This window comes from Saccharothrix algeriensis, assembly GCF_016907655.1.
In the GTDB taxonomy this organism is placed as follows: domain Bacteria; phylum Actinomycetota; class Actinomycetes; order Mycobacteriales; family Pseudonocardiaceae; genus Actinosynnema; species Actinosynnema algeriense.
This window is the reverse complement of record NZ_JAFBCL010000001.1, coordinates 169,107-190,934: the sequence shown is the minus strand read 5'-3', so window position 1 is coordinate 190,934 and position 21,828 is coordinate 169,107. Positions and strand designations below refer to the sequence as shown.

At 75.4% G+C, this 21,828-nt stretch carries 17 protein-coding genes; 11 read left to right on the top strand and 6 right to left on the bottom strand.

Annotated features, from left to right (window positions below; translation table 11 throughout):
- Window positions 1–77: 77 nt before the first annotated feature.
- Window positions 78–632, top strand: a complete 555-nt coding sequence (locus tag JOE68_RS00720; RefSeq protein WP_204840405.1) for an RNA polymerase sigma factor — start codon at window positions 78–80, stop codon at window positions 630–632.
- On the top strand, window positions 625–1,368 hold the full coding sequence (locus tag JOE68_RS00715) for a hypothetical protein (RefSeq protein ID WP_204840404.1): 744 nt from the start codon (window positions 625–627) through the stop codon (window positions 1,366–1,368). Before JOE68_RS00720 ends, JOE68_RS00715 begins: the two co-directional genes overlap by 8 nt.
- A gap of 4 nt (window positions 1,369–1,372) precedes the next feature.
- On the opposite strand, the gene JOE68_RS00710 is transcribed toward JOE68_RS00715, so the two are convergent.
- Window positions 1,373–3,217: an ABC transporter ATP-binding protein gene (locus JOE68_RS00710; RefSeq protein WP_204840403.1), complete on the bottom strand. Its 1,845-nt coding sequence runs from the start codon at window positions 3,215–3,217 to the stop codon at window positions 1,373–1,375.
- Between the two features lie 661 nt (window positions 3,218–3,878).
- On the opposite strand from JOE68_RS00710, the gene JOE68_RS00705 reads away from it, so the two are divergent.
- A complete protein-coding gene (locus JOE68_RS00705) occupies window positions 3,879–4,526 on the top strand; it encodes a response regulator (protein WP_275584759.1) in 648 nt (215 codons plus the stop codon).
- Window positions 4,527–4,967: 441 nt separating this feature from the next.
- Window positions 4,968–6,329 (top strand): S8 family serine peptidase, encoded by a 1,362-nt coding sequence (locus JOE68_RS00700; protein WP_307819400.1) that lies wholly within the window; start codon window positions 4,968–4,970, stop codon window positions 6,327–6,329.
- 130 nt (window positions 6,330–6,459) lie between these two features.
- Here JOE68_RS00700 and JOE68_RS00695 read toward each other — a convergent pair whose 3' ends face one another.
- Window positions 6,460–7,170: an SDR family NAD(P)-dependent oxidoreductase gene (locus tag JOE68_RS00695; RefSeq protein ID WP_204840401.1), complete on the bottom strand. Its 711-nt coding sequence runs from the start codon at window positions 7,168–7,170 to the stop codon at window positions 6,460–6,462.
- A gap of 146 nt (window positions 7,171–7,316) precedes the next feature.
- Between JOE68_RS00695 and JOE68_RS00690 the strand changes: the two genes are divergently transcribed.
- The gene (locus JOE68_RS00690; protein ID WP_204840400.1) at window positions 7,317–8,108 is read left to right on the top strand and encodes a molybdenum cofactor biosynthesis F family protein; all 792 of its coding nucleotides are present in this window, start codon (window positions 7,317–7,319) and stop codon (window positions 8,106–8,108) included.
- 142 nt (window positions 8,109–8,250) lie between these two features.
- On the opposite strand, the gene JOE68_RS00685 is transcribed toward JOE68_RS00690, so the two are convergent.
- From JOE68_RS00685 to JOE68_RS00670, 4 genes are read right to left on the bottom strand one after another with little or no spacing between them, the layout of a single operon-like run.
- The gene (locus JOE68_RS00685; protein WP_204840399.1) at window positions 8,251–9,489 is read right to left on the bottom strand and encodes a pyridoxal phosphate-dependent aminotransferase; all 1,239 of its coding nucleotides are present in this window, start codon (window positions 9,487–9,489) and stop codon (window positions 8,251–8,253) included.
- Window positions 9,490–9,514: 25 nt separating this feature from the next.
- The gene (locus JOE68_RS00680; protein ID WP_204840398.1) at window positions 9,515–10,861 is read right to left on the bottom strand and encodes an amidase family protein; all 1,347 of its coding nucleotides are present in this window, start codon (window positions 10,859–10,861) and stop codon (window positions 9,515–9,517) included.
- On the bottom strand, window positions 10,858–12,261 hold the full coding sequence (locus JOE68_RS00675) for an aspartate aminotransferase family protein (RefSeq protein WP_204840397.1): 1,404 nt from the start codon (window positions 12,259–12,261) through the stop codon (window positions 10,858–10,860). Before JOE68_RS00675 ends, JOE68_RS00680 begins: the two co-directional genes overlap by 4 nt.
- A gap of 17 nt (window positions 12,262–12,278) precedes the next feature.
- The gene (locus JOE68_RS00670; protein WP_204840396.1) at window positions 12,279–13,664 is read right to left on the bottom strand and encodes a tryptophan 2,3-dioxygenase; all 1,386 of its coding nucleotides are present in this window, start codon (window positions 13,662–13,664) and stop codon (window positions 12,279–12,281) included.
- A gap of 504 nt (window positions 13,665–14,168) precedes the next feature.
- On the opposite strand from JOE68_RS00670, the gene JOE68_RS00665 reads away from it, so the two are divergent.
- From JOE68_RS00665 to kdpB, 6 genes are all read left to right on the top strand, one after another.
- Window positions 14,169–14,993 (top strand): IclR family transcriptional regulator, encoded by an 825-nt coding sequence (locus tag JOE68_RS00665; RefSeq protein ID WP_204840395.1) that lies wholly within the window; start codon window positions 14,169–14,171, stop codon window positions 14,991–14,993.
- Window positions 14,994–15,235: 242 nt separating this feature from the next.
- Window positions 15,236–16,678, top strand: coding sequence for a S1 family peptidase (locus JOE68_RS00660; RefSeq protein WP_204840394.1), 1,443 nt, complete (start codon window positions 15,236–15,238; stop codon window positions 16,676–16,678).
- 102 nt (window positions 16,679–16,780) lie between these two features.
- On the top strand, window positions 16,781–17,755 hold the full coding sequence (locus JOE68_RS00655) for a LysR family transcriptional regulator (protein WP_204840393.1): 975 nt from the start codon (window positions 16,781–16,783) through the stop codon (window positions 17,753–17,755).
- A gap of 300 nt (window positions 17,756–18,055) precedes the next feature.
- On the top strand, window positions 18,056–18,157 hold the full coding sequence (gene kdpF / locus JOE68_RS00650; protein ID WP_204840392.1) for a K(+)-transporting ATPase subunit F: 102 nt from the start codon (window positions 18,056–18,058) through the stop codon (window positions 18,155–18,157).
- Window positions 18,157–19,779, top strand: coding sequence for a potassium-transporting ATPase subunit KdpA (gene kdpA, locus JOE68_RS00645; RefSeq protein ID WP_204840391.1), 1,623 nt, complete (start codon window positions 18,157–18,159; stop codon window positions 19,777–19,779). The genes kdpF and kdpA overlap by 1 nt, the downstream gene beginning before the upstream one ends.
- Window positions 19,776–21,827 (top strand): potassium-transporting ATPase subunit KdpB, encoded by a 2,052-nt coding sequence (gene kdpB / locus JOE68_RS00640; RefSeq protein WP_204840390.1) that lies wholly within the window; start codon window positions 19,776–19,778, stop codon window positions 21,825–21,827. The genes kdpA and kdpB overlap by 4 nt, the downstream gene beginning before the upstream one ends.
- Window position 21,828: the final 1 nt, after the last annotated feature.

Genomic DNA, 21,828 nt, shown 5'->3' with positions numbered 1-21,828 from the left:
CCGGGGAACCGGGTCGGGCCGGCCGGTGTAGGGAGTCGGGGAGGGCGGACGAAGGAGGCGTCACGGACGAAGAGCACTTGGTCGCGCGGTCGCTGGCCGGCGACGTCGAGGCTTTCGGGGACCTGGTCCGGCAGCACCACGCGGCGGCCGTCCGGCTCGCCCGGCTCCTGGGGGCCGGCAGCGACGCCGACGACGTGGCGCAGGACGCGTTCGTGCGGGCCTACCAGGGGTTGGGCGGTTTCCGGCCGGGTTCGTCGTTCCGGCCCTGGCTGCTGCGGATCGTGGCCAACCTCGCCCGCAACGCCCACCGGTCCAGCGGTCGGCGGGCGGACCTGGCGAGCCGGTTCGCCGCGCTGCACGGCCGGCCCGAGGCCCCGCCGGACGGGGAGCCGGAGGAGGTGGCGGTCGCCGACGAGCGCAGGCGGCTGCTGTGGGGGGCGTTGTGGCGCCTGAACGAGCGGGAGCGGCTGGTGCTGACCTGCCGCTACCTGCTGGAGCTGACGGAAGCGGAGACGGCGAAGGTGTTGCGATTACCCAGGGGGACGGTCAAGTCCAGGAGTGCCCGCGCGCTCGCGCGGCTGCGGGCGCTGCTCGGCGCGGAGCGGGACAGCGAGGTGAGCGGCCGTGCGTGACGTCGAAGGGGAGCTGCGACGACTGGGGCGGGAGTCGGAGCGGGAACCGCCGGACGAGGTCGTCGCCGCCGTCCTCGCCCGCCTGGACGGCGCTCCGCGGCGCTCCCGGGGCCGGTTCGCGCCGCTGGCGGCGGCGGTCGCGCTCGTCGCGGTGGTGCCCGGCGCCCTGTGGTGGGCGTGGGACGACGGCTCCACCGGCGTCGCGGACGTCGCGGCCACCGCCGGCGCCGTGCTCACGACGGCGACCTCCCCGACCTCGGTGGACCACCGGACGCCGTTCTGCACCGGCCTGTCCGTCTTCACCCCGTCGTCGGTGCAGCGGGTGGAGCTGTGGGCGGACTGGGAGTTCCCGACCGGCCCCGCCTGGCCCGAGCCCCGGGCCGTGCTGTTCCTGCCCGCGGGCGCGGGCGACGGGACCGTGGTGGCCACCTTCTCGGCCGACGCCGGGGCGTGGACGGTGGAGCGCTACCCCGCGGGCTCGACCGTCGCGACCTCGCAGGACCTCCCGGCGGGTTCCGGGGAGGTGCCGGTCAAGGGGGCCGCGGGCCGCACGGCGTCGGGCACGATGGCGGTCCGGTACCGGGTGCCCGCCGGCGGCGGGGCCACCCAGCAGGGCGGGTTCGACTGCGAAGGCCGCCGGCTGACCTGGACCGGCTCCTCGGGGGCGGTCTACGCGATCACCTCCGAAGCGCTGTCCTGGAACGACCTGCAGGTCCTGGCGTGGTCGTTGCCGTGACCGGTCACGGCACCGCGGTCCGGTCGCCCGCCGGCCCGGTGTCGTCCTCGGCCAGGAACCCGCCGGACTGGTGGTGCCACAGGCGGGCGTAGGCGCCGCCCGTCCGCAGCAGCTCGTCGTGCGAACCCTGCTCGACCACGCGACCGCCGTCGAGCACCACCAGTCGGTCCATCCGCACCACCGTGCTCAGCCGGTGCGCCACGACCACGGCCGTCCGGTCCCGCATGAGCTGCCACAGGGCGTCCTGGACGAGGGCCTCGTTCTCCGAGTCCAGGGCGCTGGTGGCCTCGTCCAGCAGCAGGATCGGCGCGTCCCGCAGGATGGCGCGGGCCAGCGCCACCCGCTGGCGCTGGCCGCCGGACAGCTTGACGCCCCGCTCGCCGACCAGCGTGTCGAAGCCGTCGGGCAGCGCCTCGGCGAACTCCGTCACGTGGGCCGCCCGCGCCGCGCGCAGGACGTCGGCCTCGCTCGCGCCCGGTCGGGCGAAGGCGATGTTGGCCCGCAGCGACCGGTGGAACATGGCGGGTTCCTGCGGCACGTAGGCGATCAGCCCGCGCAGGTCGGCCTGGCGCAGCCGCGCGATGTCCCGACCGCCCACCAGGATCCGGCCGCCGTCGACGTCCATCAGCCGCAGCAGCAGCTTGGTCAGCGTGCTCTTGCCGCCGCCGGAGCGGCCCACCAGCCCGATCCGGTGCCCGGCGGGGATGTCCAGGTCCAGCCCGTCGAACAGCGGGCGGCCCGAGGGGTAGGAGAACGCGACGCGCTCGAAGCGGACGCCGGAGTCCTCGCCGGACGGTGACTCCGGCGACGGCGGGTCCAGCACCACCGGCGGGTCCAGCAGGAGTTCGGTGAACTGGGCCGCCTCGGTCAGCGAGCCCTCCAGCCGGCGGTAAATTTGATTGAACTCGAACATCACCCTGGTGGCGCTGGTGAAGTACGCGAAGGTCACCACGATCGCCTCCACGCCCGGGGCGCCGCCGGTGAGGCCGATCGCGACCAGCAGGCCGAGGGTGGCGGTGAGCACGGACATCGGCGCGACCACGGTGTCGATCCGCAGGTTGCCGTAGTCCCACGACCGCAGCGTCAGCACCCGCTGCTCGGCGACCCGGGCGCGGTGCTCGGCGGCCTCGCGGCGCTCGGCGGCGAAGGCCCGCACCGCGTCCATGTTCGCCAGCGTGTCCGAGACGTGCCCGGAGACCCGGGCGATGGCCGCCTCGCGCTGGTCGACCAGCGCCTGGCGGCGGCGCACCAGCGGCGCGATCGCGAAGCCGGTCAGCGCGATCAGCCCCAGCAGGACCGCCACCAGCAGCGGGTCGTAGCGCCACAGCACCACGCAGGCGAACACCAGCGGCACGAGGTTGGCGAAGACCTGGAACACCAGCGTGTCGACGAACTCCTCGAACCGCGCCGCGAAGCTCAGCACGCGCTTGGTCAGCGAGCCGGCGAAGTTGTCGTGGAAGAACGCGGCGTCCTTGGCCAGCAGCGCGTCCATGCCCACCACGGCCAGGTGCTCGATGCCCCGGGCCTCGGTGCGGTTGATGTGGTGCACGCCGATCCGCCACAGCAGCTCGCCCAGCAGCATCAGCCCGCCGAAGCCGAGCGCGTACGGCAGCAGCGAGCCGAGGTCGGCCCGCCCGCCGCCGGCGAGCCGGTCGACCAGGGCGGCGACCGCGAGCGGCGCCAGGTAGGCCAGGCAGGTGTTGCCGAGGGCGGGCAGCAGCAGCGCGGGCACGGCGTTCCCGCGCCGGCGCAGCAGCTCGCCGCCGTAGAACCGCAGCGCCAGCGCCACCGCCTTCCGGCGATCGGGTGAACCCCGGTCCGCGGTGCCGGAAGACCCGGGCACAGACATCCGTTCCCCTCCCAGGGCAGTCGCCGGCGCTTGCCGGGCCATGCTGCCGCAGCGGGGCGCAGCGGTGCGATCGAATATCGCCCTCCGTCCACAGTGGAGCCCCCGGTCCGGCGGCGCGGGCGGCTGCTCGGCGCGCGGCGCGGTGGCGGTGCACGTGCGGGCGGTCCGGCAGCCGTTCGGCGCCCGGCGCGCTGGACGCCCGGCGCGCTGGACGCCGGGAGCGCGGGCCACGTCGGCCGGCCGGGCCGTTTCCGCTACCGCGCCGGGACGAGGGCGGCGCGGGTCATCCTCGCGGAGTAGTCCGGCGGCGCCGTGGCGGTGGGTCGCGGGGCCGATCCGCCCCGGCCGCGCGTCGGGGAGGGTGGGCGGCGTGGGTGCGATGGCGGAACAGGTGCGCAGGGCGGTCGCGGTGCTCGCCCGCCCGTCGGGCCCGCTGCCGGACCCGACCCCGCGCAACCGGCTGTTCGACGCCGTGCTGGCGCTGGTGCTGTGCGTGCTCTCGGTCGAGTACGCGCTCAACCGCATGGACCGGCCGCGACCGGTCGACCGGGACCTGCTGCCCCCGCAGCTCCTGCTGCACCCGCCCGAGCCGCCGGTGGTCACCGCGGTGGTGGTAGCGCTGCTGGCCTCCGCGCCGCTGGCGCTGCGCCGCCGGTACCCGCTGGCGGTGATCGCGGACGACCGGCTGCTGGTGCGCACGGGCTTCCGGATGATCCTCACCGCCGACGGCGTCGACGTGGTGGCCGAGGCCACCAACGGGGTCGAGGCCGTGGACGCCGTCCGCCGCACCCGCCCCGACGTGGTCCTGATGGACGTCCGGATGCCGGAGCTGGACGGCCTGGAGGCCACCCGCCGCATCCTGCCCGGCGAGCCCCGGGTCGTCATCCTGACCACGTTCGACCTGGACCACTACGTGTACGCGGCGCTGTCGGCGGGCGCGAGCGGGTTCCTGCTCAAGGACGTGACGCCCGAGCACCTGGTGGCCGCGGTCCGCCTGGTGCGCACCGGCGACGCGCTGCCGGCCCCGACCATCACCCGCCGGCTGGTGGAGCGCTTCGCGCACCGCGACCACGACGCGGTGCACCGCGACCTGGCCGCGCTGACCCCGCGCGAGCTGGAGGTCCTGCGCCTGCCGGCGCGCGGCCTGAGCAACGCCGAGCCGGCGGGCCGGCTGCACCTGTCCGAGGCGACGGTGAAGACCCACGTGGCCCGCATCCCGGGCAAGCTCGGCCTGCGTGACCGCGTGCAGGCCGTGATCGCCGCCTACGAGACGGGCCTGGTGACGCCCGCCGGTCCGACCGACGCCTGACCCCGCCCGGCGGGCGCCCCGCCGGTCCGGGGTGCGGTTTGCCGAAGGCCCGGAACGGGCGGACGAGCCCGCAGGATGCGGTCCCACGCCGTCGTGCGGCGCGGTGCTAGCAGATCGCGGAGCACGGCGGTACCGCCGTTGTTCGTCCATTCGCGGCGGAAGTGCTTCGGCCGCACCGATTTGGCCGCAGCTTTGTCGCAAATCGCGAGTGCGCAGCGAGCAACGGGCGCTAGGCTGCACAACGGTTCGCGCGGACCTCTTGTAGTCGATTACCCGCATGAGGGAGACCCAGGCATGGGAGAGTTCGGCGCGTCCTGGAGACGGTTCGCCGGTGTTGGAGCGGCTGCGGTGGTCGCCGTGGGGCTCAGTGCCGCACCGGCGTCCGCGCAGGGGGGCATTGTGGGCGCGAACAGCGTTGACGCTGTCGCGGGTAGTTACATCGTGGTGTTGAAGGATCGCAACCAGGTCAACGCGCTCGCGGACAAGGCGGGCGTCAAGGTCACCCACCGGTACCAGGCCGTGGTCGACGGGTTCGCGGCCACCATGACCGAGGAGCAGGCCAAGCGGCTGGCCGGGGACCCGGCGGTGGCGTCGGTGGTCCAGGACCAGGTGGTCCGGGCCTCGGGCGTGCAGCCCAACCCGCCGTCGTGGGGCCTCGACCGGGTCGACCAGCGCGACCGGCCGTTGAACAACTCCTACACCTACCCGAACACGGGCACCGGTGTGCACGTCTACGTGATCGACACGGGCATCCGGGCCTCGCACGGCGAGTTCGGCGGTCGGGCGAGCTTCGACTACAACGCCATCGACACGAACAACACCGACTGCAACGGCCACGGCACGCACGTGGCGGGCACGATCGGCGGCGCCACCGCCGGCGTGGCGAAGGACGTCCGCCTGCACGGCGTGAAGGTGCTGGACTGCGAGGGCCGCGGCACGGTCGCCAACGCGGTTGCCGGGCTGGACTGGGTGGTCGCCAACCAGGCCAAGCCGGCCGTGGCGAACCTCAGCCTCGGCTCGCCGCCCAACGACCTGTTCGACTCGGCCGTGAAGCGGACGATCGACGCCGGCGTCACCGTCGTGGCGGCGGCGGGCAACTCCGAGGGCGACGCGTGCCAGCAGTCCCCGGCCCGCCTGCCCGAGGCGATCACGGTCGGCGCCACGAACAGGGACGACCAGAAGGCGTGGTTCTCCAACTTCGGCGCCTGCACCGACCTGTTCGCGCCGGGCGAGGACATCACCTCGGCGTGGATGGACGCGGACGACTCGTTCGAGACGATCTCCGGCACCTCGATGGCCGCCCCGCACGTCGCGGGCGTCGTGGCGCAGAACCTCGTCGCCAGGCCGACCGCGACCCCGGCCGCGCTCCGCGACACGCTGGTCCACCTCAGCACCCGGGACCGCATCGCGGATCCGGGCACCGGTTCGCCGAACCTGCTGCTGCACGCCTCGCTGCCGGTCGAGGCCGGTCCGGACCGCCTGATCCGCGGTGAGGAGCTGACCGTCGGTCAGTCGCGGACCTCGCTGAACGGCAAGTACTTCCTGGTGCTGCAGCCCGACGGCAACCTCGTGCTCTACGTCAAGGCCGAGGGCCGCCCGCTGTGGAGCACCGGCACGTGGGGTTCGGACGTGACCCGCGCGGTGCTGGAGCCCAACGGCAACTTCGTGCTGTACTCGGCCGCCGGTGTGGCCCGCTGGTCCACCAACACCGCCAACACGACGGCGGACCGCCTGGTCGTCCAGGATGACGACAACGTCGTCCTGTACGGGCCCGGCAAGGTCTGGTGGCACCGCAAGAAGTAGTCGCGGTCGATCGTTCCCGTGCCGGGGTCGCGCTTCGCGGCCCCGGCACGGTCGCGTCCGGACCCCGGCGCGGTCCTGCCGGGCGAGGGCGACCCCGCGGCCCGGCGGGCACCCGGGGCGCGGCGGAGCCTCAGGCGGGGAACGAGGAGCGGGCGGAGAAGCCGAAGTCCGACAGCAGGGCGTGCCCGTTGACCGGCCGCGCGTGGGGGCCGGCCAGGAACAGCACCTGGCGCGCCACCTCGTCGGCCGCCTGGACGGGGAAGTCGGCCCGGTCGAGTGCCTCGTCGCCGAGGTCGGCCCTGGCCATCGGGGTGTCCACGACGGACGGGCACACGCAGTTCACCCGGACCCGGTCCAGCTCCACCGCCAGGGCCCGGGTCAGCGAGACCACCGCGCCCTTGGAGGCGCAGTAGGGCGCCATGCCCGGCGCGGCCACGAAAGCCGAGTCGCTGGCCAGGAACACGATCGCGCCGCCGGTCGCCAGGTGCGGGTAGGTGTGCTTGGCCAGCAGGAGCTGGCCGGTGACGTTGACCGCCAGCACCGCCGCCAGGTCGGCCGCCGGGGTGTCCACCAGCGGCGTGCCGACCGGCCCGGAGACACCCGCGCAGCCCACCACGACGTCCAGCCCGCCCAGCCGCTCGACGGCCGCGGCGACGGCGGCGGCCAGGCCGGCCTCGTCGGCCACGTCGGCGTGCTCGGTGTCCACGTCGGGGGGTCCCGGCGCGCGGTCGAGCGCGACGACCCGCGCCCCCGCCGCGAGGAACGCCCGCGCGCACGCCAGCCCGATCCCGGAGGCGCCTCCGGTGACCAGCACCTTCCGGTCGTCGAACGCCAAGTCCATGCGCCCCATCGTGCGGCTTCGGCGCCCCGGCGGGGTTGACGGTCGGCGCACCGTCCTTGTCCCGGGCCGCACGGGTGCGCGCCGGGGCGTTCCGCCGGGCCGGCCGGCAGCCGGACACTGCCCCGGTCGGCCGAGAAAGGAACACCATGACCGAGACCGCATCGACCCTGTCGGACACCTCGACCTGGCTCCCCCTGGACGGCCTCGCGCCGGGCTTCGACGCGAACAAGGCGCCCGTGGTCGGGGACCTGCACGGGCGCGAGGTGGTCCTCGAAGGGCCCGACGGGCCGGTGCTCAGCGCGCGGTTCACCGGGTCGCGGATCGAGTGGGACCACGGCGCGGACGAGTGCGAGACGTTCCTCGTGGACGACGACCTGTACTTCACCCAGTTCCACCCGCGGTCCCGCCCGCAGGAGGCGGTGTCGCTGTTCCTGGACCTGCGCGAGGGCCGCGCGCTGCTCGTGACCACCACCATCGGCGAGGAGGGCACCCCGCGCGTCACCCAGCGGTTCGTGCCCGCGACGCTGCGCGGCGCGGACGTCGGCGGCGAGGCCCCGGCCCCGACCCGCGCCCTGATCGGCCGCCGGGCGATGTGGGTCTACAGCGCCGAGCACGCCTACGAGCACGTCTACCTCAGCCCGCACTGGTACACCTGGCAGTGCCTGTCCGGCCCGGAGAAGGGCCTGGCGGACACCGATGAGAACTCGGTGTACCGGCTGCGCCCGGGCATCTACGTGTTCACCTGGCGGGAGAAGGTCATCCCGTGCGCGTCGGTGACGGTCGCCGACCACCGCGACGTCCACCGCCTGCGCTCGCACGGCGTCCTGTTCGGCCTGGACGAGACGGGCGAGAAGCCGACCCACTTCACCTTCGGCGCGCACGGCCGCCTGCTCAGCAACACGGTCCACCCGCAGGAGTACGACCCGGCCCTCGACTGAGCGGACGGGTTCGCGCGACGGCTGCCCCCACCCCGGGGGGCAGCCGTCGTGCTCGTCATCCGGGTGGGCCCCGGCCGTCGGCGACGAGCCGGGTAGCCGGCTCGTCGAGGACCACGAGGTGCGGAGCCCTGGGCGCGGTGGACTAGTTCCACCCGAGGCCGGCGTCCCGCAGGCGGTCGAGGGTGCGTTCCAGCACCGCCACCGGGTGTCCCAAGTGGACGCGCACGTGGGTGGTGCGGTCGTGCCGCGCTTCGGCCGCCATGCTCCCCCGGCCCGGCAGCACACCGGCCTGCAGGCATCGGCGGCGGTAGGGCTCTTCGTCGCCGTGGACCGCGAAGCGGGGCGGGACCCGGAACCTGAGGTACGAGGTGCAGGTGCCGGGGTGCACGGCGTCGCGCGGGAAGTCCAGCGAGTCGAGCAGCCGCCGCGTGACGGTTCGCCGCGCGTCGGCGTAGTGGTGGCGCAGGCGGTCGAGGTGGACCTCGGATTCCGGGTCCTGCAACCACGTCGCCATGGCGGCCTGCAGCGGCAGGGCCGTGCCGAAGGTGCGCTGGTGGGCGATGGCGGCCAGTTCGGCGAGCGTGTCGGGGTGCGCGGTGAGCGCGCCGATCCCCCAGCCGTTGCAGCGGAACTGCTTGCCCATCGTGCGCACGGCGAGCCACGGCGGCGGCGTGCGGGACTCGGCGAGCAGGATCCGCAGGGCGTTGGTGGGCGGTGACCCGGGCGTGTGGACGGCGAAGTAGGCGTCGTCGAGCAGGACCGCGGTCCGGTGCTCGAACGCGGCCCGCACCAGGCCGGTCACCGTGGCCGGCGACCAGTCGGATCCGGTGGGGTTGTGCTGCGGGTTGAGCACCAGCAGGGCCGCGCCCGGCAGGGACCGGGCCACCTCGTCGGGGGCGGGCTGCCAGTCGCGCTCGGCGGTGACCCGGTAGGGGCGGACGGCGAACCCCAGCGGCTCCAGCACCCCCGCGTAGTCCCAGCCCGGCGCGGGGACCAGCGCGACCGGCCGGCCGGTCGCGCGGGCGCGCACGAGCTGCCCGAAGTCGGACATGGCGGCCCGCGTCCCGGCCTGGCTGACGGCGACGTCGAAGTCGCCGAGGCCGGGACCGGTGAGGTCGTGGGTCCGGGTGATGTAGGAGCCGAGCACCCGGCGCAGCGCCGGCAGCCCGTAGGGGGACAGGGTGTAGCCGTGCGCGTGGTCCGCCACCCGGCCCAGCGCGGCGACCAGGCCGGGCGGCGGCCGGTGCCAGGTCTCGCCCAGGCTGAGGTAGACCAGCTCGTCGGCGTCCCCGCCGGCGCGGACGTGGTCGGCGATGAGCCGGGCGTCCGCCAGCAGGTCGGGCAGCGCTCCGCTGTCCAGGACGTCGTCGGGTGCGTGCACGGGTGTTCCTCCCTCGGCTCGGCGGTCACGGTGGGGTGGTCGGGCGGGGGTCGAGCAGCCGGGAGCAGCGCACGGCCAGCCGCAGCAGGGCGGTGTCGGCGTGCGGGTGGCCGTCGAGCTGGAGGCCGACCGGGAGCCCGTCGGCGGTGACGCCGGCCGGGATGGTGACCGAGGGGAGCCCGAGGACCGCGGCCGGCGCGGTGTTGCGGATGTAGGTGTGGAACGTGGTGACGACCTCGCCGCGCAGCACGACGTGGTCGCCGGTCCCGACCGGCGGGGCGGGCAGGACCGTCGTGGGCGTCACCGTCGCGGTCACGTCCCGGCGGGACACCCGGTCCCACGAGCGCAGGGCGCGCTGGGCCCTGAGCGCCGCCCGGTACCGCCCGGGGCCGACCCGGCGGTCCAGCGCGCGCCGCACGTCCGGGGACGCCACGGCCGCGACCACGTCCTCGTAGCGGGCGGTCGAGCCGGTGGCGGCCAGGTAGGCGTCCACTGCGGCCGGGGTCTCGGCGGAGGGCACCGCGGTCGCCACGTCCAGCACCAGGTCCGCGTCCCAGCCCCGCGTGCCGACCAGGGCGCAGCCGCCCCGTTCCAGGGCGGCCAGGGCCGCCGTGGCGACGCGGTCGACCTCCGCGTCCAGGCCGCTCCAGCCGCGCTCGGGCACGGCGAGCCGCGGCGCCCGCGGCGCCGGCCGGTCCGGCTCGGCGCCGCCGCGCAGGACGGCGTCGAGCAGCAGCAGGTCCTCCGGGGCGCGGGCCAGCAGGCCGACCGCGTCGCGCGTCGGCGAGATGCGCAGCACGCCGCGGTGGGGGTAGCGGCCGGTGGTGGGGCGGAAGCCGGCGATCCCGCAGACGGCGGCGGGGATGCGCACCGATCCGCCGGTGTCGGTGCCCAGCCCGGCCGGGGCGAGGCCGGCGGCGACCGCGGCGGCGGTGCCGGAGCTGCTGCCGCCCGCGAGCCGGCGGGGGTCGGCCGGGTTCAGGGCGGTCGGCGCGCCGGTGCAGGCCCCGGTCACGCCGTAGGCCAGTTCGTGCATGGCGGTCTTGCCCAGCAGCAGCGCGCCGGCCGCGGCGAGCCGGCCCCACGCGGCGGAGTCGGCGCGGGGCACGTGGTCGCGCAGGAGCGGTGTGGCCGCGGTCGTGGGGACGCCGCCCACGTCGATGTTGTCCTTCACCACCAACGGGATCCCCCGCAGCGGCCCGGTGGCGCCCCCGCGGGCCGCGGCCCGTTCCGGGGTGCGCGTGGTGTAGACGCCCAGCGGGCCGACCGACCGCTCGTGCGCGAGGAGGTCGGTCAGGTACTCGGCGGGGCTGAGCAGGCCGGCCCGCAGCGCCCGCAGGGCGGTCGTCAGCGACCAGGACGCGGGGGTCACGACCGCGCGCCGGCGTGCTCCAGCAGGTCGGGGTGGTGTCGCGAGAGGTACGGCAGGAGCAGGTCCAGCGTGTTGCCGTACGCCTCGACGAACGCGTCCACCGCCGCCGGGTCGGTCGTCACGTGCTGGCACAGCAGCCCGTGGCGGGCGGTCACGAAGCCCTCGTTGAGCAGTTGCAGGTGCACCAGCGCCCGCAGTTCCCCGCGCCCGCGCCGGGCGCGCGCCGTGTCCGCCGCGTCGCGGGGCGGGGTGGCGGTGAAGTGGAAGTAGGTCAGGCCGCCCTCGCCCGCGGCGCGGCCGGTGACGCCGACCGACGCCGCGGCCCGCGCCAGGCCGGCGCGGAGCCGCTCGCCCAGCGCGTCCAGGTGGGCGAAGTCCTCGGCGCCCAGGTGCTCCAGCGCGGCGACACCGGCCGCGAGCGAGAGGTTGTTCCCGACGAACGCGCCCGCGTGGTAGACCGGGTCGTCGCCCGCGGGGTCGAAGATCGCCATGATGTCGGCCCGGCCGCCGAACACCCCGATCGGCAGCCCGCCGCCGACCACCTTGCTGAAGGTGCTCAGGTCCGGTTCGACGCCGTGCCTGACCTGCCACGGGCCCAGCCGCACGGTAGCGCACTCGTCGAAGATCAGCACCACGCCGTCGGCCGCGGTGAGCCGGCGCAGGGCGGCCAGGTAGGCGGGGTCGGCGGGGACGCCGCCGCCCACGCCGAGCACCGGTTCGACGAGCACGGCCGCTACCCGCCCCCGCAGCTCCGCCAGCACGCGGGCGGCGGTCGCGGTGTCGTTGTAGGGGATCGCCACCACCGAGTCGAGCACGCCGGCGGGCACGCCGCGGGCGAGGTGGGCCGGCGGCAGCCCGGCGACCGGCTGGGGGCGCGTGTCGCCGGTGGTGATGAAGGCGTTGACGTGGCCCCAGTCGTGGGTGCCGTGGTACCCGCCGTCGATCTTCACCAGGACCTCGCGACCGGTGTGCGCCCGCGCGGTGCGGATGGCCCACATCGTCGCCTCGGTGCCGGAGTTGGCGTACCGCAGGCGTTCCAGCGACGGCACCAGCTCGCGCAGCAGCCGGGCGTGCCGGTGCTGGAGCGTGCCGGGACCGCCGGGCGCGGTGCCCAGCGCCACCTGCTCGCGCACGGCCGCCACGATCGCCGGGTGGTCGTGGCCGTGGGCCAGGGCGCCGTAGTTGGCCAGGAAGTCCTCGCGCCACACGCCGTCCACGTCCTTGAGCCGCGTGCCCGAGCCCTGCTCGAAGTACAGCGGGTGGGGGCGGTAGGTGGTCATGGTGCGGGTGTCGCCGCCGGGCAGCACGGACGCGGCGGCGGAGAACGCCGCGGCGGAGGCCGGGCTCGCGGCCAGGTACCGCTCGCGGATGCCCCGCGCCACGGGGTCGTTCGCGCTCATCGGGGTCCTCCTCGTCGTCACGGCCGGCCCACGCCGCCGGGCAGGAGCGTGCGGGCGTGCCACAGCTCGGGGAAGAAGCGGTGGTCGGCCGCGCCGCGCAGCCAGTCCACGCCGGAGGTGCCGCCGGTGCCCGGCTTCGCGCCGATCGTCCTCTCGACGACCAGCAGGTGCAGCGCCCGCCACCTGCTGAAGCCCTGGGCGACGTCCATCAGCGCCTCGGCCAGCCGGAACAGGTCGTCGGACGGACCGGCGGCGCGGTAGACCGCCGCCCACGCCGCCGCCACCGCGGCGCTGTCCGCCCCGTCCGCCAGCAACCCGCGGCGGGCCAGCAGCGCCAGGGCCTCGTCGTGCACGCTGCTGTCGTGCAGCGCGCGGTACACGTCCTCGGCGACCCCCGGCACCGGCAGGTGGCGCGCGGCGAGCGCGGGTGACTTGCGGCCGAGCGCGAACTCCGCCATCCGGTACATGTAGGAGTCGACGCCCGACGCGCCGCCCAGCCGGTCGCGGAAGGCGGCGAACTCCGCGGGGGACAGCGTCGCGGGCACGTCCCACACGCGGGTGAGCACGTCCAGCGCGGCGGCCAGGCGGCGCAGGCCCCAGGCGGCGTCGTCCACCCGGTCCGCCGCGAGGTCCAGGCGCACCGCGCGCGCCTGCTCGTGCAGCAGCTTGAACAACAGCTCCTTGACCTGCCCGGTGAGGTAGAAGGCCAGTTCCGCCGGGTGGTCGGTGTGGGGCTGCTGGAGGGAGAGCAGGACGTCGACGCTCTGGTAGTCGACGTACTCGCCCCGCCCGCTGCCCCGGTGGCGGGCCAGGTCGTGGAGCCGGGTGAACGCCTCGGGCACGTGGGCGCCGGGTTGGTCGTAGCGGTCGCCGAAGCGCTTGCGGTACTCCGCGAACAGCCCCGGGTTCCCGTGCAGGAAGAGGATGTCGTGGAAAGCCATGCGCCGCACGGCGAACAGGGGCTCGGGCGAGCGGGACACGGGGAACACCGGGTTCCACACCGCGGGTTCGGCGCACCGCGGGTGGAACTGGCCGATCATCATGCCGCGCCGCACGGCGCAGGGCTTCGTCCTGCGCTGCGCCTCGTCCAGCAGCACGCCGTGGTGCGCGGGCAGGTCGGGGAGCACGACGACCAGTGCCGCCAACGGTTCCTTGCCCTCGGGCCACTGCATCGCGTCGAAGCGGTCCAGCTCCTCGCGCATGAGCCGGCACAGGGTCGCCAGCCCGGTGTCGGCGTCGTGGTGGGCCGTCCGCACGGCGATCGCCTCGCCCGCCAAGGCCGGGCGGACGAACGGGCACACGTTGCCCGCCCTGCCCAGGTGCTCGTGGTCGCGCGAGAGGTACTCCCGCAACCAGGCGCGCGTCCGGGGGTGGTCGTCGGGTCCGGCTTCGACCGTCTTCATGCGCGCTCCTCGGTGGCACATCCCCTCATCGGACCACCACGTGCGCGTGGCCGCGGGCTGTGCCGCCCAACGCGAGGGGAATACCGCTGCGGCAACGGTGTCACCGCGACCGGTGCGCGGCCACCCGGTGTTCCGCCCGGCGAAACCCGGCGGTGGCCGCGCACCGGTGCGGCGGGTCGGTCGCCGCCCCCGCCCGGCCACCGGCGCGGCACGCGCGTCTTCGCCGCTCCGGGACGGTTCCACCGGGGAGCGCGGGATGCCGGTGGTGATCGAATTCCCGTTGCGCGGCAGGGCATCCGGTGGGCGGATCGGGTGAGGACCCGGAATGCGCGCATGGTCCGACGGGCAGGCGTGTAACCCCGGCGGGTCATCCTCGAACCGGGATCCACCAGGAGTCCCCGGGGTGTGAGCCGGAGGTCCGCCGTGCGCCTCACCCGTCCACCGCTGCCGCACCCTCCGGTGTCCCTCGCGTTCCCCGACGCGAGCCTCCGGAGCGGGAACCACATGCCCGAAGACCCCGAACCGGTCGGGAACGCGACCGGCGGCGGGGAGAACGACCGCGAGAGCCTGATCGGGCGGGCGTTCACCGTCCTCGGCGTCATCAGGGACTCCGGGGAACCCCTGACCTTCTCCGGTGTCGTGCGCCGGACCGGGCTGCCCAAGAGCACCGTCCACCGGCTGCTGGCCGAGTTGCGCGCCCACGACGCGGTGAGCCGGACGGGCGGCCACTACGAACTGGGCGCGGCGGCGCTCCGCCTGGCCGCGCCCCGCGACACCGCCCGGACCAGGGCGATCCGCCACGCGGTCAAGCCGCTGCTGGTGGCGCTGCACGCGAACACCCACCACCTCGTGGGCCTGGGCGTGCGCCGGGGCGCGACCGTCGAGTTCATCGACCTGGTCTACACGCGGCGCTACAGCCGCCTCGCCTGCGCCTGGGGCGAGGCGGCCGACCTGCGCGCCAGCGCGGCGGGCCGGGTGCTGCTGGCCCACGACGGGGAACCGGTCGCGGACCTCGTCGCCGGCCGCGACCGGGAACCGGCGCGGGCGCACGGCCTCGACCTGTCGCCGGGGCTGTGCGCGGAGCTGGCCAGGATCAGGCGCAGCGGCGTCGCGGTGCTGACCGACGCGGGCGCGGTGGCGATGGCGGTGCCGTTGTTCGGGGACGAGGAGCGGCCGGTGGCGGCCCTGAGCGTCGCCGCGTACCAGGGGCTGTTCGACCGGGCCGCGACCTACGACCTGCTCCGCCGGGCGAGCTTCCACGCCCGCGCCGTGCTGTGCCGGTCCCTGCCGGAGGTGGGACCGGACCGCGGCGCGGACCGGCTCGCGTAGCGCCCGCCGCGGGCCTCCGCCCGCCGCGGGCCTCCCGCCGCGCGTCCACACCGGATCCGGCGCGAGCGCGTGACCGCGGGTCGCCCGGCGGTGCTATGGCGATCTGGGATGTCCCCTCGCCGATCGGGCCCGGTCTACGGTCGGGTGACCGCCGGGGCGGGCCGTCGACGGCCCGCTCGGCGCGCGCTCGGAGGCGGTCGCGCGCCCGTCGGCGGTTCCCCTGCACCGCGAGGAGATCCCGCATGTCCAGACTTCGTGTGCCACCGGTCGTCGCCCTGGTGGTGATGACGACCGTCGCGGGCGCCGTGGCGGTCGCGCCGCCGGCGTCCGGTGAGACCCCTGCCGCCGAACAGCCCGTGCTGGCCGCCCTGCGGCGCGACCTCGGCGTCGCCGACCCCGTGGCCAGGCTGACCGCGGAACGGGCCGCGGCCCGGGCCGACCGGGGGCTGCGGGCGGCCCTCGGCGACCGTCTCGGGGGCAGTTGGTTCGACGCCGAGCGCGGCACGCTCGTCGTCGCGGTGACCGACCCCCGCGCCGCCGCGACCGTGCGGGCCGGGGGCGCGGAGCCCCGGCTCGTCCCGCGCGGCGAGGCCACCCTGGCCGCGGTCAAGCGCGCGCTCGACGCCGCCGCGCCCGCCGCGCCGGCGTCGGTGCCGGGGTGGCGGACCGACCCCGCCGCGAACCGCGTGCTGGTCAAGCACGCGCCGGGAGCGCTGGACCGGGCGCGCGCCTGGGTGGCCGCGACCGGGGTGGACGCCGGCGCCGTCGGCTACGTCGAATCGCCGGAGCGGCCCCGCCCGCTGATCGACGTGGTGGGCGGCAACCGCTACTGGACCAGCCAGTACGGCTGCTCGGTCGGCTTCTCCGTGCAGGGCGGGTTCATCACCGCCGGGCACTGCGGCGAGGTCGGCGAGACCACCACCCAGCCGGGCGGCAGGTTCGAGGGGTCGAGCTTCCCCACCGACGACATGGCGTTCGTGCGCACCAGCGCGGGCGAGACGCCGGTCGGCGCGGTGAACGACTACAACGGCGGCCGGGTCGCGGTGAAGGGCGCGCAGGAGGCGCCGGTCGGGTCGTCCATCTGCCGCTCCGGCGGCACGACCGGCTGGCACTGCGGCACCATCCGGTCCCGCGACGCGACGGTGGACTACGGCCCGTCGATCGGCAAGGTCTACCAGGCGATCGAGACCACGGCGTGCGCCGAGCCCGGCGACTCCGGCGGCTCGGCCATCTCCGACGGGCAGGCGCAGGGCGTGACCTCGGGCGGGTCCGGCGACTGCAAGGGCGGCGCCGCGACCACGTACTTCCAGCCCGTGCCGGAGATCCTGCGCGCGTACGGCGTGACGCTGCTGACCACCGACGGCGGTCCCGGGCCGAACCCGCCGGGCTGCGGCACGGCCGTCACCGGCACCCTGTCGCGGGGCGCCACGGCGGTGGAGCCCAAGTCGGGCTACTTCGACGCGGCGGCCGGCGCGCAGAAGGGCTGCCTGAAGGGCCCGGCCGGCACCGACTTCGACCTGTACCTGCAGAAGCAGAGCGGGACGTCGTGGCGCACCGTCGCCTCCGGCACCGGCCCCGACTCGACCGAGACGGTGACCTACAACGGCACCGCCGGGCGCTACCGCTGGCAGGTGCGCTCCTACAGCGGCTCCGGCGGCTACACCCTGGAGACGGCCAAGCCCTAGGCGGGGATCGCGCGGGGGAGGGGTCCGCCGGGGAGCGGACCCCTTTCCCGCGCGCGCCGGGCGGCGGTACGGTCGCTGGACCACCGGGGGAGCGGAGGTCCAGTGGAGCTGGAAGTACGCCACCTGCGGGCGCTGGCCGCGATCGACGACACCGGCAGCCTCACCCGTGCCGCCAAGCGGCTGGGCATGTCGCAGCCCGCGCTGTCCGGCCTGCTCAAGCGGATCGAGCAGAGCGTCGGCGGCGCGCTGTTCTTCCGCGCCGAGCACGGCTGCCAGGCGACCCCGCTGGGCGCGGAGGTGCTCGGCGAGGCGCGGGTGGTGCTCAGCAGCATGTCCACCATCGCCCGGCGCGTCGGCGAGTGGTCGCGCCGGGGCGGGCCGTCCGACCCGCTGCGCGTCGGCGGCTACTGCGGCTTCCTGCACGTGGCGGTGAGCCGCTGGCTGCGCGAGCAGCCGTGGTGCGCGGAGGTCAACCTCCAGGAGGACACCGACGAGCGGATCAGCGTGGACAAGGTCGCGATCGGCGAGCTGGACCTCGCGCTGGTCTACCGGCCGCCGCTGCCCGGCCTGACGACGCCGCCCGGGGTGGCCAGCGTCCTGGTGCACCCGGCCGAGCCGGTGTTCGTCGCGATGGCCCACGACCACCCCCTCGTCGGGGCGGCCCCGGTGCCGGTGGCGGACGTCTTCGAGCACCCCTGGGTGGACGAGCCGCCGGGCACGTCGCGCTGGTGGACCTACCTCAACCAGGTCTGCCACGGGCACGGCGTGCCGCTGCGCCAGCCGCACAGCACCCGGTGCCTGGCCACGATGCTGGAGCTGGTCGGCGCGCGGCTGGCCGTCGGGCCCGCGCTGGCCACCAGCCGCGACCGGCCGGGCAGCGTCGTGGTGCGGGCGATCGAGGGCGCGCCGCTGTGGCAGGAGCTGCGCCTGTTCTACCGCCCCGACACGGTGGTGGCGGCGCACATCGACGAGATCCACGCCCACGTCCTGGGCAGCTACGCCGCCCGCCAGGGGTGCAACCCCGCGTTCGACTCGTGGTGGCGGGAACGCGGCCGCGAGCTGCTGGTCGCCGGCTGACGCGCCGGACCCCTCGGCGTGACCGGCGGTAGCCGGTCGGGCCCGTTCGGGCGAACCCCCTGGTGAGAGGCGCGTCTCCCACCCGTCAACGGCCCGTGAAGATGCGGGGCGGCGGTGTCAAGGGCACGTCAGGCACGTCCGGGCGCCCCGCTTCGTGATGCAGCCTTTCGGGCGTCCCGGCCCATCGGGGGCCGGTGCTTGTCGCGAAGGGAGCGCGTCGATGGCCGACTTGGCCTGCGCGTTGCTGCTGATCGGTGTGTTCCTGCTGTTGGCGCTGGGCGTGCGCGGCCTGGAGCGGCTGTGAGCGGCACGGGGGTGGTGGCGAACGCCGTCGCCGGCGTGCTCGCCCTGGCGTTGGCGGTGTACCTGCTCGTCGCGCTGGTCCGACCGGAGAGGTTCTGATGTCGTCGACCGCGGCCGGCCTGGCGCAGGTCGGCGTCCTCCTGCTCGCCCTGGCCGTGGCGCACCGGCCGTTCGGCGACTACCTGGCCCGCGTCCACACCGACACCCGGCACCTCGCGGTGGAGCGCGCGGTGTACCGGGTGGCGGGGGTCGACCCCGCGTCCGAGCAGCGGTGGGGCGCCTACGCGCGCAGCGTGCTCGCCTTCTCGTTCGCGGGCGTCGTGCTGCTGTACCTGCTGCAGCGCCTGCAACCGCTGCTGCCGTTCGACTTCGACCGGGGCGCGGTGCCGCCGGCGGTCGCGTTCAACACCGCGATCAGCTTCGTGACCAACACGAACTGGCAGTCCTACGTGCCCGAGGTCACCCTGGGCCACGCCGTCCAGATGGCGGGCCTGACCGCGCAGAACTTCGTGTCCGGCGCGGTGGGGCTGTCGGTGGCGATGGCGCTGGTGCGCGGCTTCACCCGGCAGCGGACCGACCGCCTGGGCAACTTCTGGGTGGACCTGGTGCGGGGCACCACCCGCGTCCTGCTGCCGGTGGCGTTCCTGTTCGCGGTCGTGCTGGTGGCCACCGGCGTGGTGATGAGCCTGCGCCCCGCCGTCACCGTCGACGGCGTGCAGGTCGCGATCGCCCCGGTGGCGAGCCAGGAGGCGATCAAGGTGCTGGGCACGAACGGCGGCGGCGTCTTCAACGCGAACTCCGCGCACCCGTTCGAAAATCCCACCGGCTGGTCCAACCTGATCCAGGTCTTCCTCATCCTGCTGATCCCGGTGTCGCTGACCCGCGCGTTCGGCACGCTGGTCGGCGACCGGCGGCAGGGCCGCGTGCTGCTGGGCGTCGTGGGCGCGCTGTGGGCGGGGGTGCTGGCCGTCGTCTGGGCGGCCGAGGCGCACGGGCTGCGCCCGTTGGAGGGCAAGGAGCTGCGGTTCGGCATCCCGTCGTCGGCGCTGTTCGCGAACACCACCACGGCCACGTCCACCGGCGCGGTCAACTCGATGCACGACAGCTACACCGGCCTGGGCGGCGGCGCGGTGCTGCTCAACATGCTGTTCGGCGAGATGACGCCGGGCGGTGTCGGCACCGGGCTCTACGGCATCCTCGTGATGGCGGTCATCGCGCTGTTCCTCGCGGGCCTGATGGTCGGCCGCACACCCGAGTACCTGGGCAAGAAGCTCGGGCGGCGCGAGGTGACCGCCGCGGCGCTGTCGATCCTGGCCGTGCCCGCCGTGCTGCTGACCGGCGCGGGTGTCGCGGCCGTCCTGCCCGGCACCCCGGACGCGCTGGGCAACCCCGGCGAGCACGGGCTGACCGGCGTCCTCTACGCCTACGCGTCGGCCTCGAACAACAACGGCAGCGCGTTCGCCGGGCTCACCGCCACCGGCGACTGGTTCCAGGTCTCGCTGGGGATCTGCATGGCGCTGGGCCGGTTCGTCCCCATCGCGGCCGTGCTGTGCCTGGCCGGTTCCCTCGCCGCCCAGCGCACGACACCGGCCACCGCCGGGACGCTGCCGACCGCGGGTCCGCTGTTCGCGACCCTGCTGGCCGGCTCGATCGTCCTGGTGGCGGCGTTGACCTACGTCCCCGCACTCGCCCTCGGTCCCATCGCGGAGGCCCTGCTGTGATCACCACCGACAGTCCACAGAGGACCGACCAGGACGCCCGGGGCGGACCCGCCCGCGGGCCGGGCCGCCCGGTCGCCGCCGGCGCCTTCGACCCCCGGCAGCTGCTGCGCTCGCTGCCGGCCGCGCTGCGCAAGTTCCACCCCCGCCACCAGGCGCGCAACCCCGTGGTGTTCGTGGTGTGGGTGGGCTCGCTGCTGGTCACGGTGTTCGCGGTCGGCGACCCGAGCGCGTTCACCGTCGCGGTGGCGCTGTGGCTGTGGGCCACCGTGCTGTTCGCCAACCTGGCCGAGGCCGTCGCCGAGGGGCGGGGCAGGGCGCAGGCGGACTCGTTGCGCCGCAGCAGGCAGGACGCGGTCGCGCGGCTCGTCGACGGCCGCGTGGTGCCCGGCGCCGAGCTGGTGGTCGGCGACCTCGTCGTGGTGGCGGCCGGTGAGGTGGTCCCCGGCGACGGCGACGTGGTGGAGGGCATCGCCGCGGTGGACGAGTCGGCGATCACCGGCGAGTCCGCGCCGGTGATCCGGGAGTCGGGCGGCGACCGGTCGGCGGTCACCGGCGGCACGACCGTGCTGTCCGACCGGGTCGTCGTGCGGATCACCGCGGCGCCCGGCGAGTCCTTCGTGGACCGGATGATCGCGCTGGTGGAGGGCGCGCGCCGGCAGAAGACGCCCAACGAGGTCGCGCTGACGATCCTGCTGTCCGCGCTGACGCTCGTCTTCGTGCTCGCGGTCGTGGCGCTGCAGCCGTTCGCGGTCCACTCCGGCGGCGAGCAGTCCGTGGTCGTGCTGACGGCGCTGCTGGTGTGCCTGATCCCGACCACGATCGGCGCGCTGCTGTCGGCGATCGGCATAGCGGGCATGGACCGGCTGGTGCAGCGCAACGTCCTGGCCACCTCGGGCAGGGCGGTCGAGGCGGCGGGCGACGTGGGCACGCTGCTGCTGGACAAGACCGGCACCATCACCCACGGCAACCGGCGGGCCACCGAGCTGATCCCCGTGGGCGGGGCCGACCTCGACGCCCTGGTGGACGCCGCCCGGCTGTCGTCGCTGGCCGACGGCACCCCCGAGGGCCGCAGCGTGGTCGAGCTGTGCGCGCGGCGGCACGGCCGCGCGGCCGAGCCGTCCGACCACGAGAAGACCGGCGAGTTCGTGCCGTTCACCGCGCGGACCAGGGTCAGCGGCGTCGACCTGGCCGGCCGGCGCGTGCGCAAGGGCGCCGCGAGCGCGTTCACCCTGGACGCCCCGACCCGCGACCTCGTCGACGGGATCGCCGCGCAGGGCGGCACACCGCTCGTGGTCGCGGTGGACGACGCGGTGCTGGGCGTGATCCGGCTGTCGGACGTGGTCAAACCCGGTGTGCGCGAACGGTTCGCGCAGTTGCGCGCAATGGGCATCCGCACGGTGATGGTGACCGGGGACAACCCGCTGACGGCCAGGGCCGTCGCGGCGCGGGCGGGGGTCGACGACTTCCTCGCCGAGGCCCGGCCGGAGGACAAGCTGGCGCTGATCCGGCGCGAGCAGGAGGGCGGCAGGCTGGTCGCGATGACCGGCGACGGCGCCAACGACGCGCCGGCGCTCGCGCGGTCCGACGTGGGCCTGGCCATGAACACCGGCGCCTCCGCCGCCAAGGAGGCCGGGAACATGGTGGACCTGGACTCCGACCCGACGAAGCTGGTCGAGGTCGTGGAGGTCGGCAAGCAGCTGCTGATCACGCGCGGCGCGCTGACGACGTTCAGCGTGGCCAACGACCTCGCGAAGTACTTCGCGATCCTGCCCGCGATGTTCTCCGCCGTGCACCCGCAGCTGGACCGGTTGAACGTCATGCGCCTGGCCACGCCGCAGTCGGCGATCCTGTCGGCGGTGATCTTCAACGCCCTGGTCGTCGTCGCGCTGATCCCGCTGGCGCTGCGGGGCGTGCGGTACCGGCCGTCGAGCGCCGCGGCGCTGCTGCGGCGCAACCTGCTGGTCTACGGCCTGGGCGGGGTCGTGGCCCCGTTCGCCGGGATCCTGCTCATCGACCTGCTCGTGCGGCTCATCCCCGGGATCGGGTGAC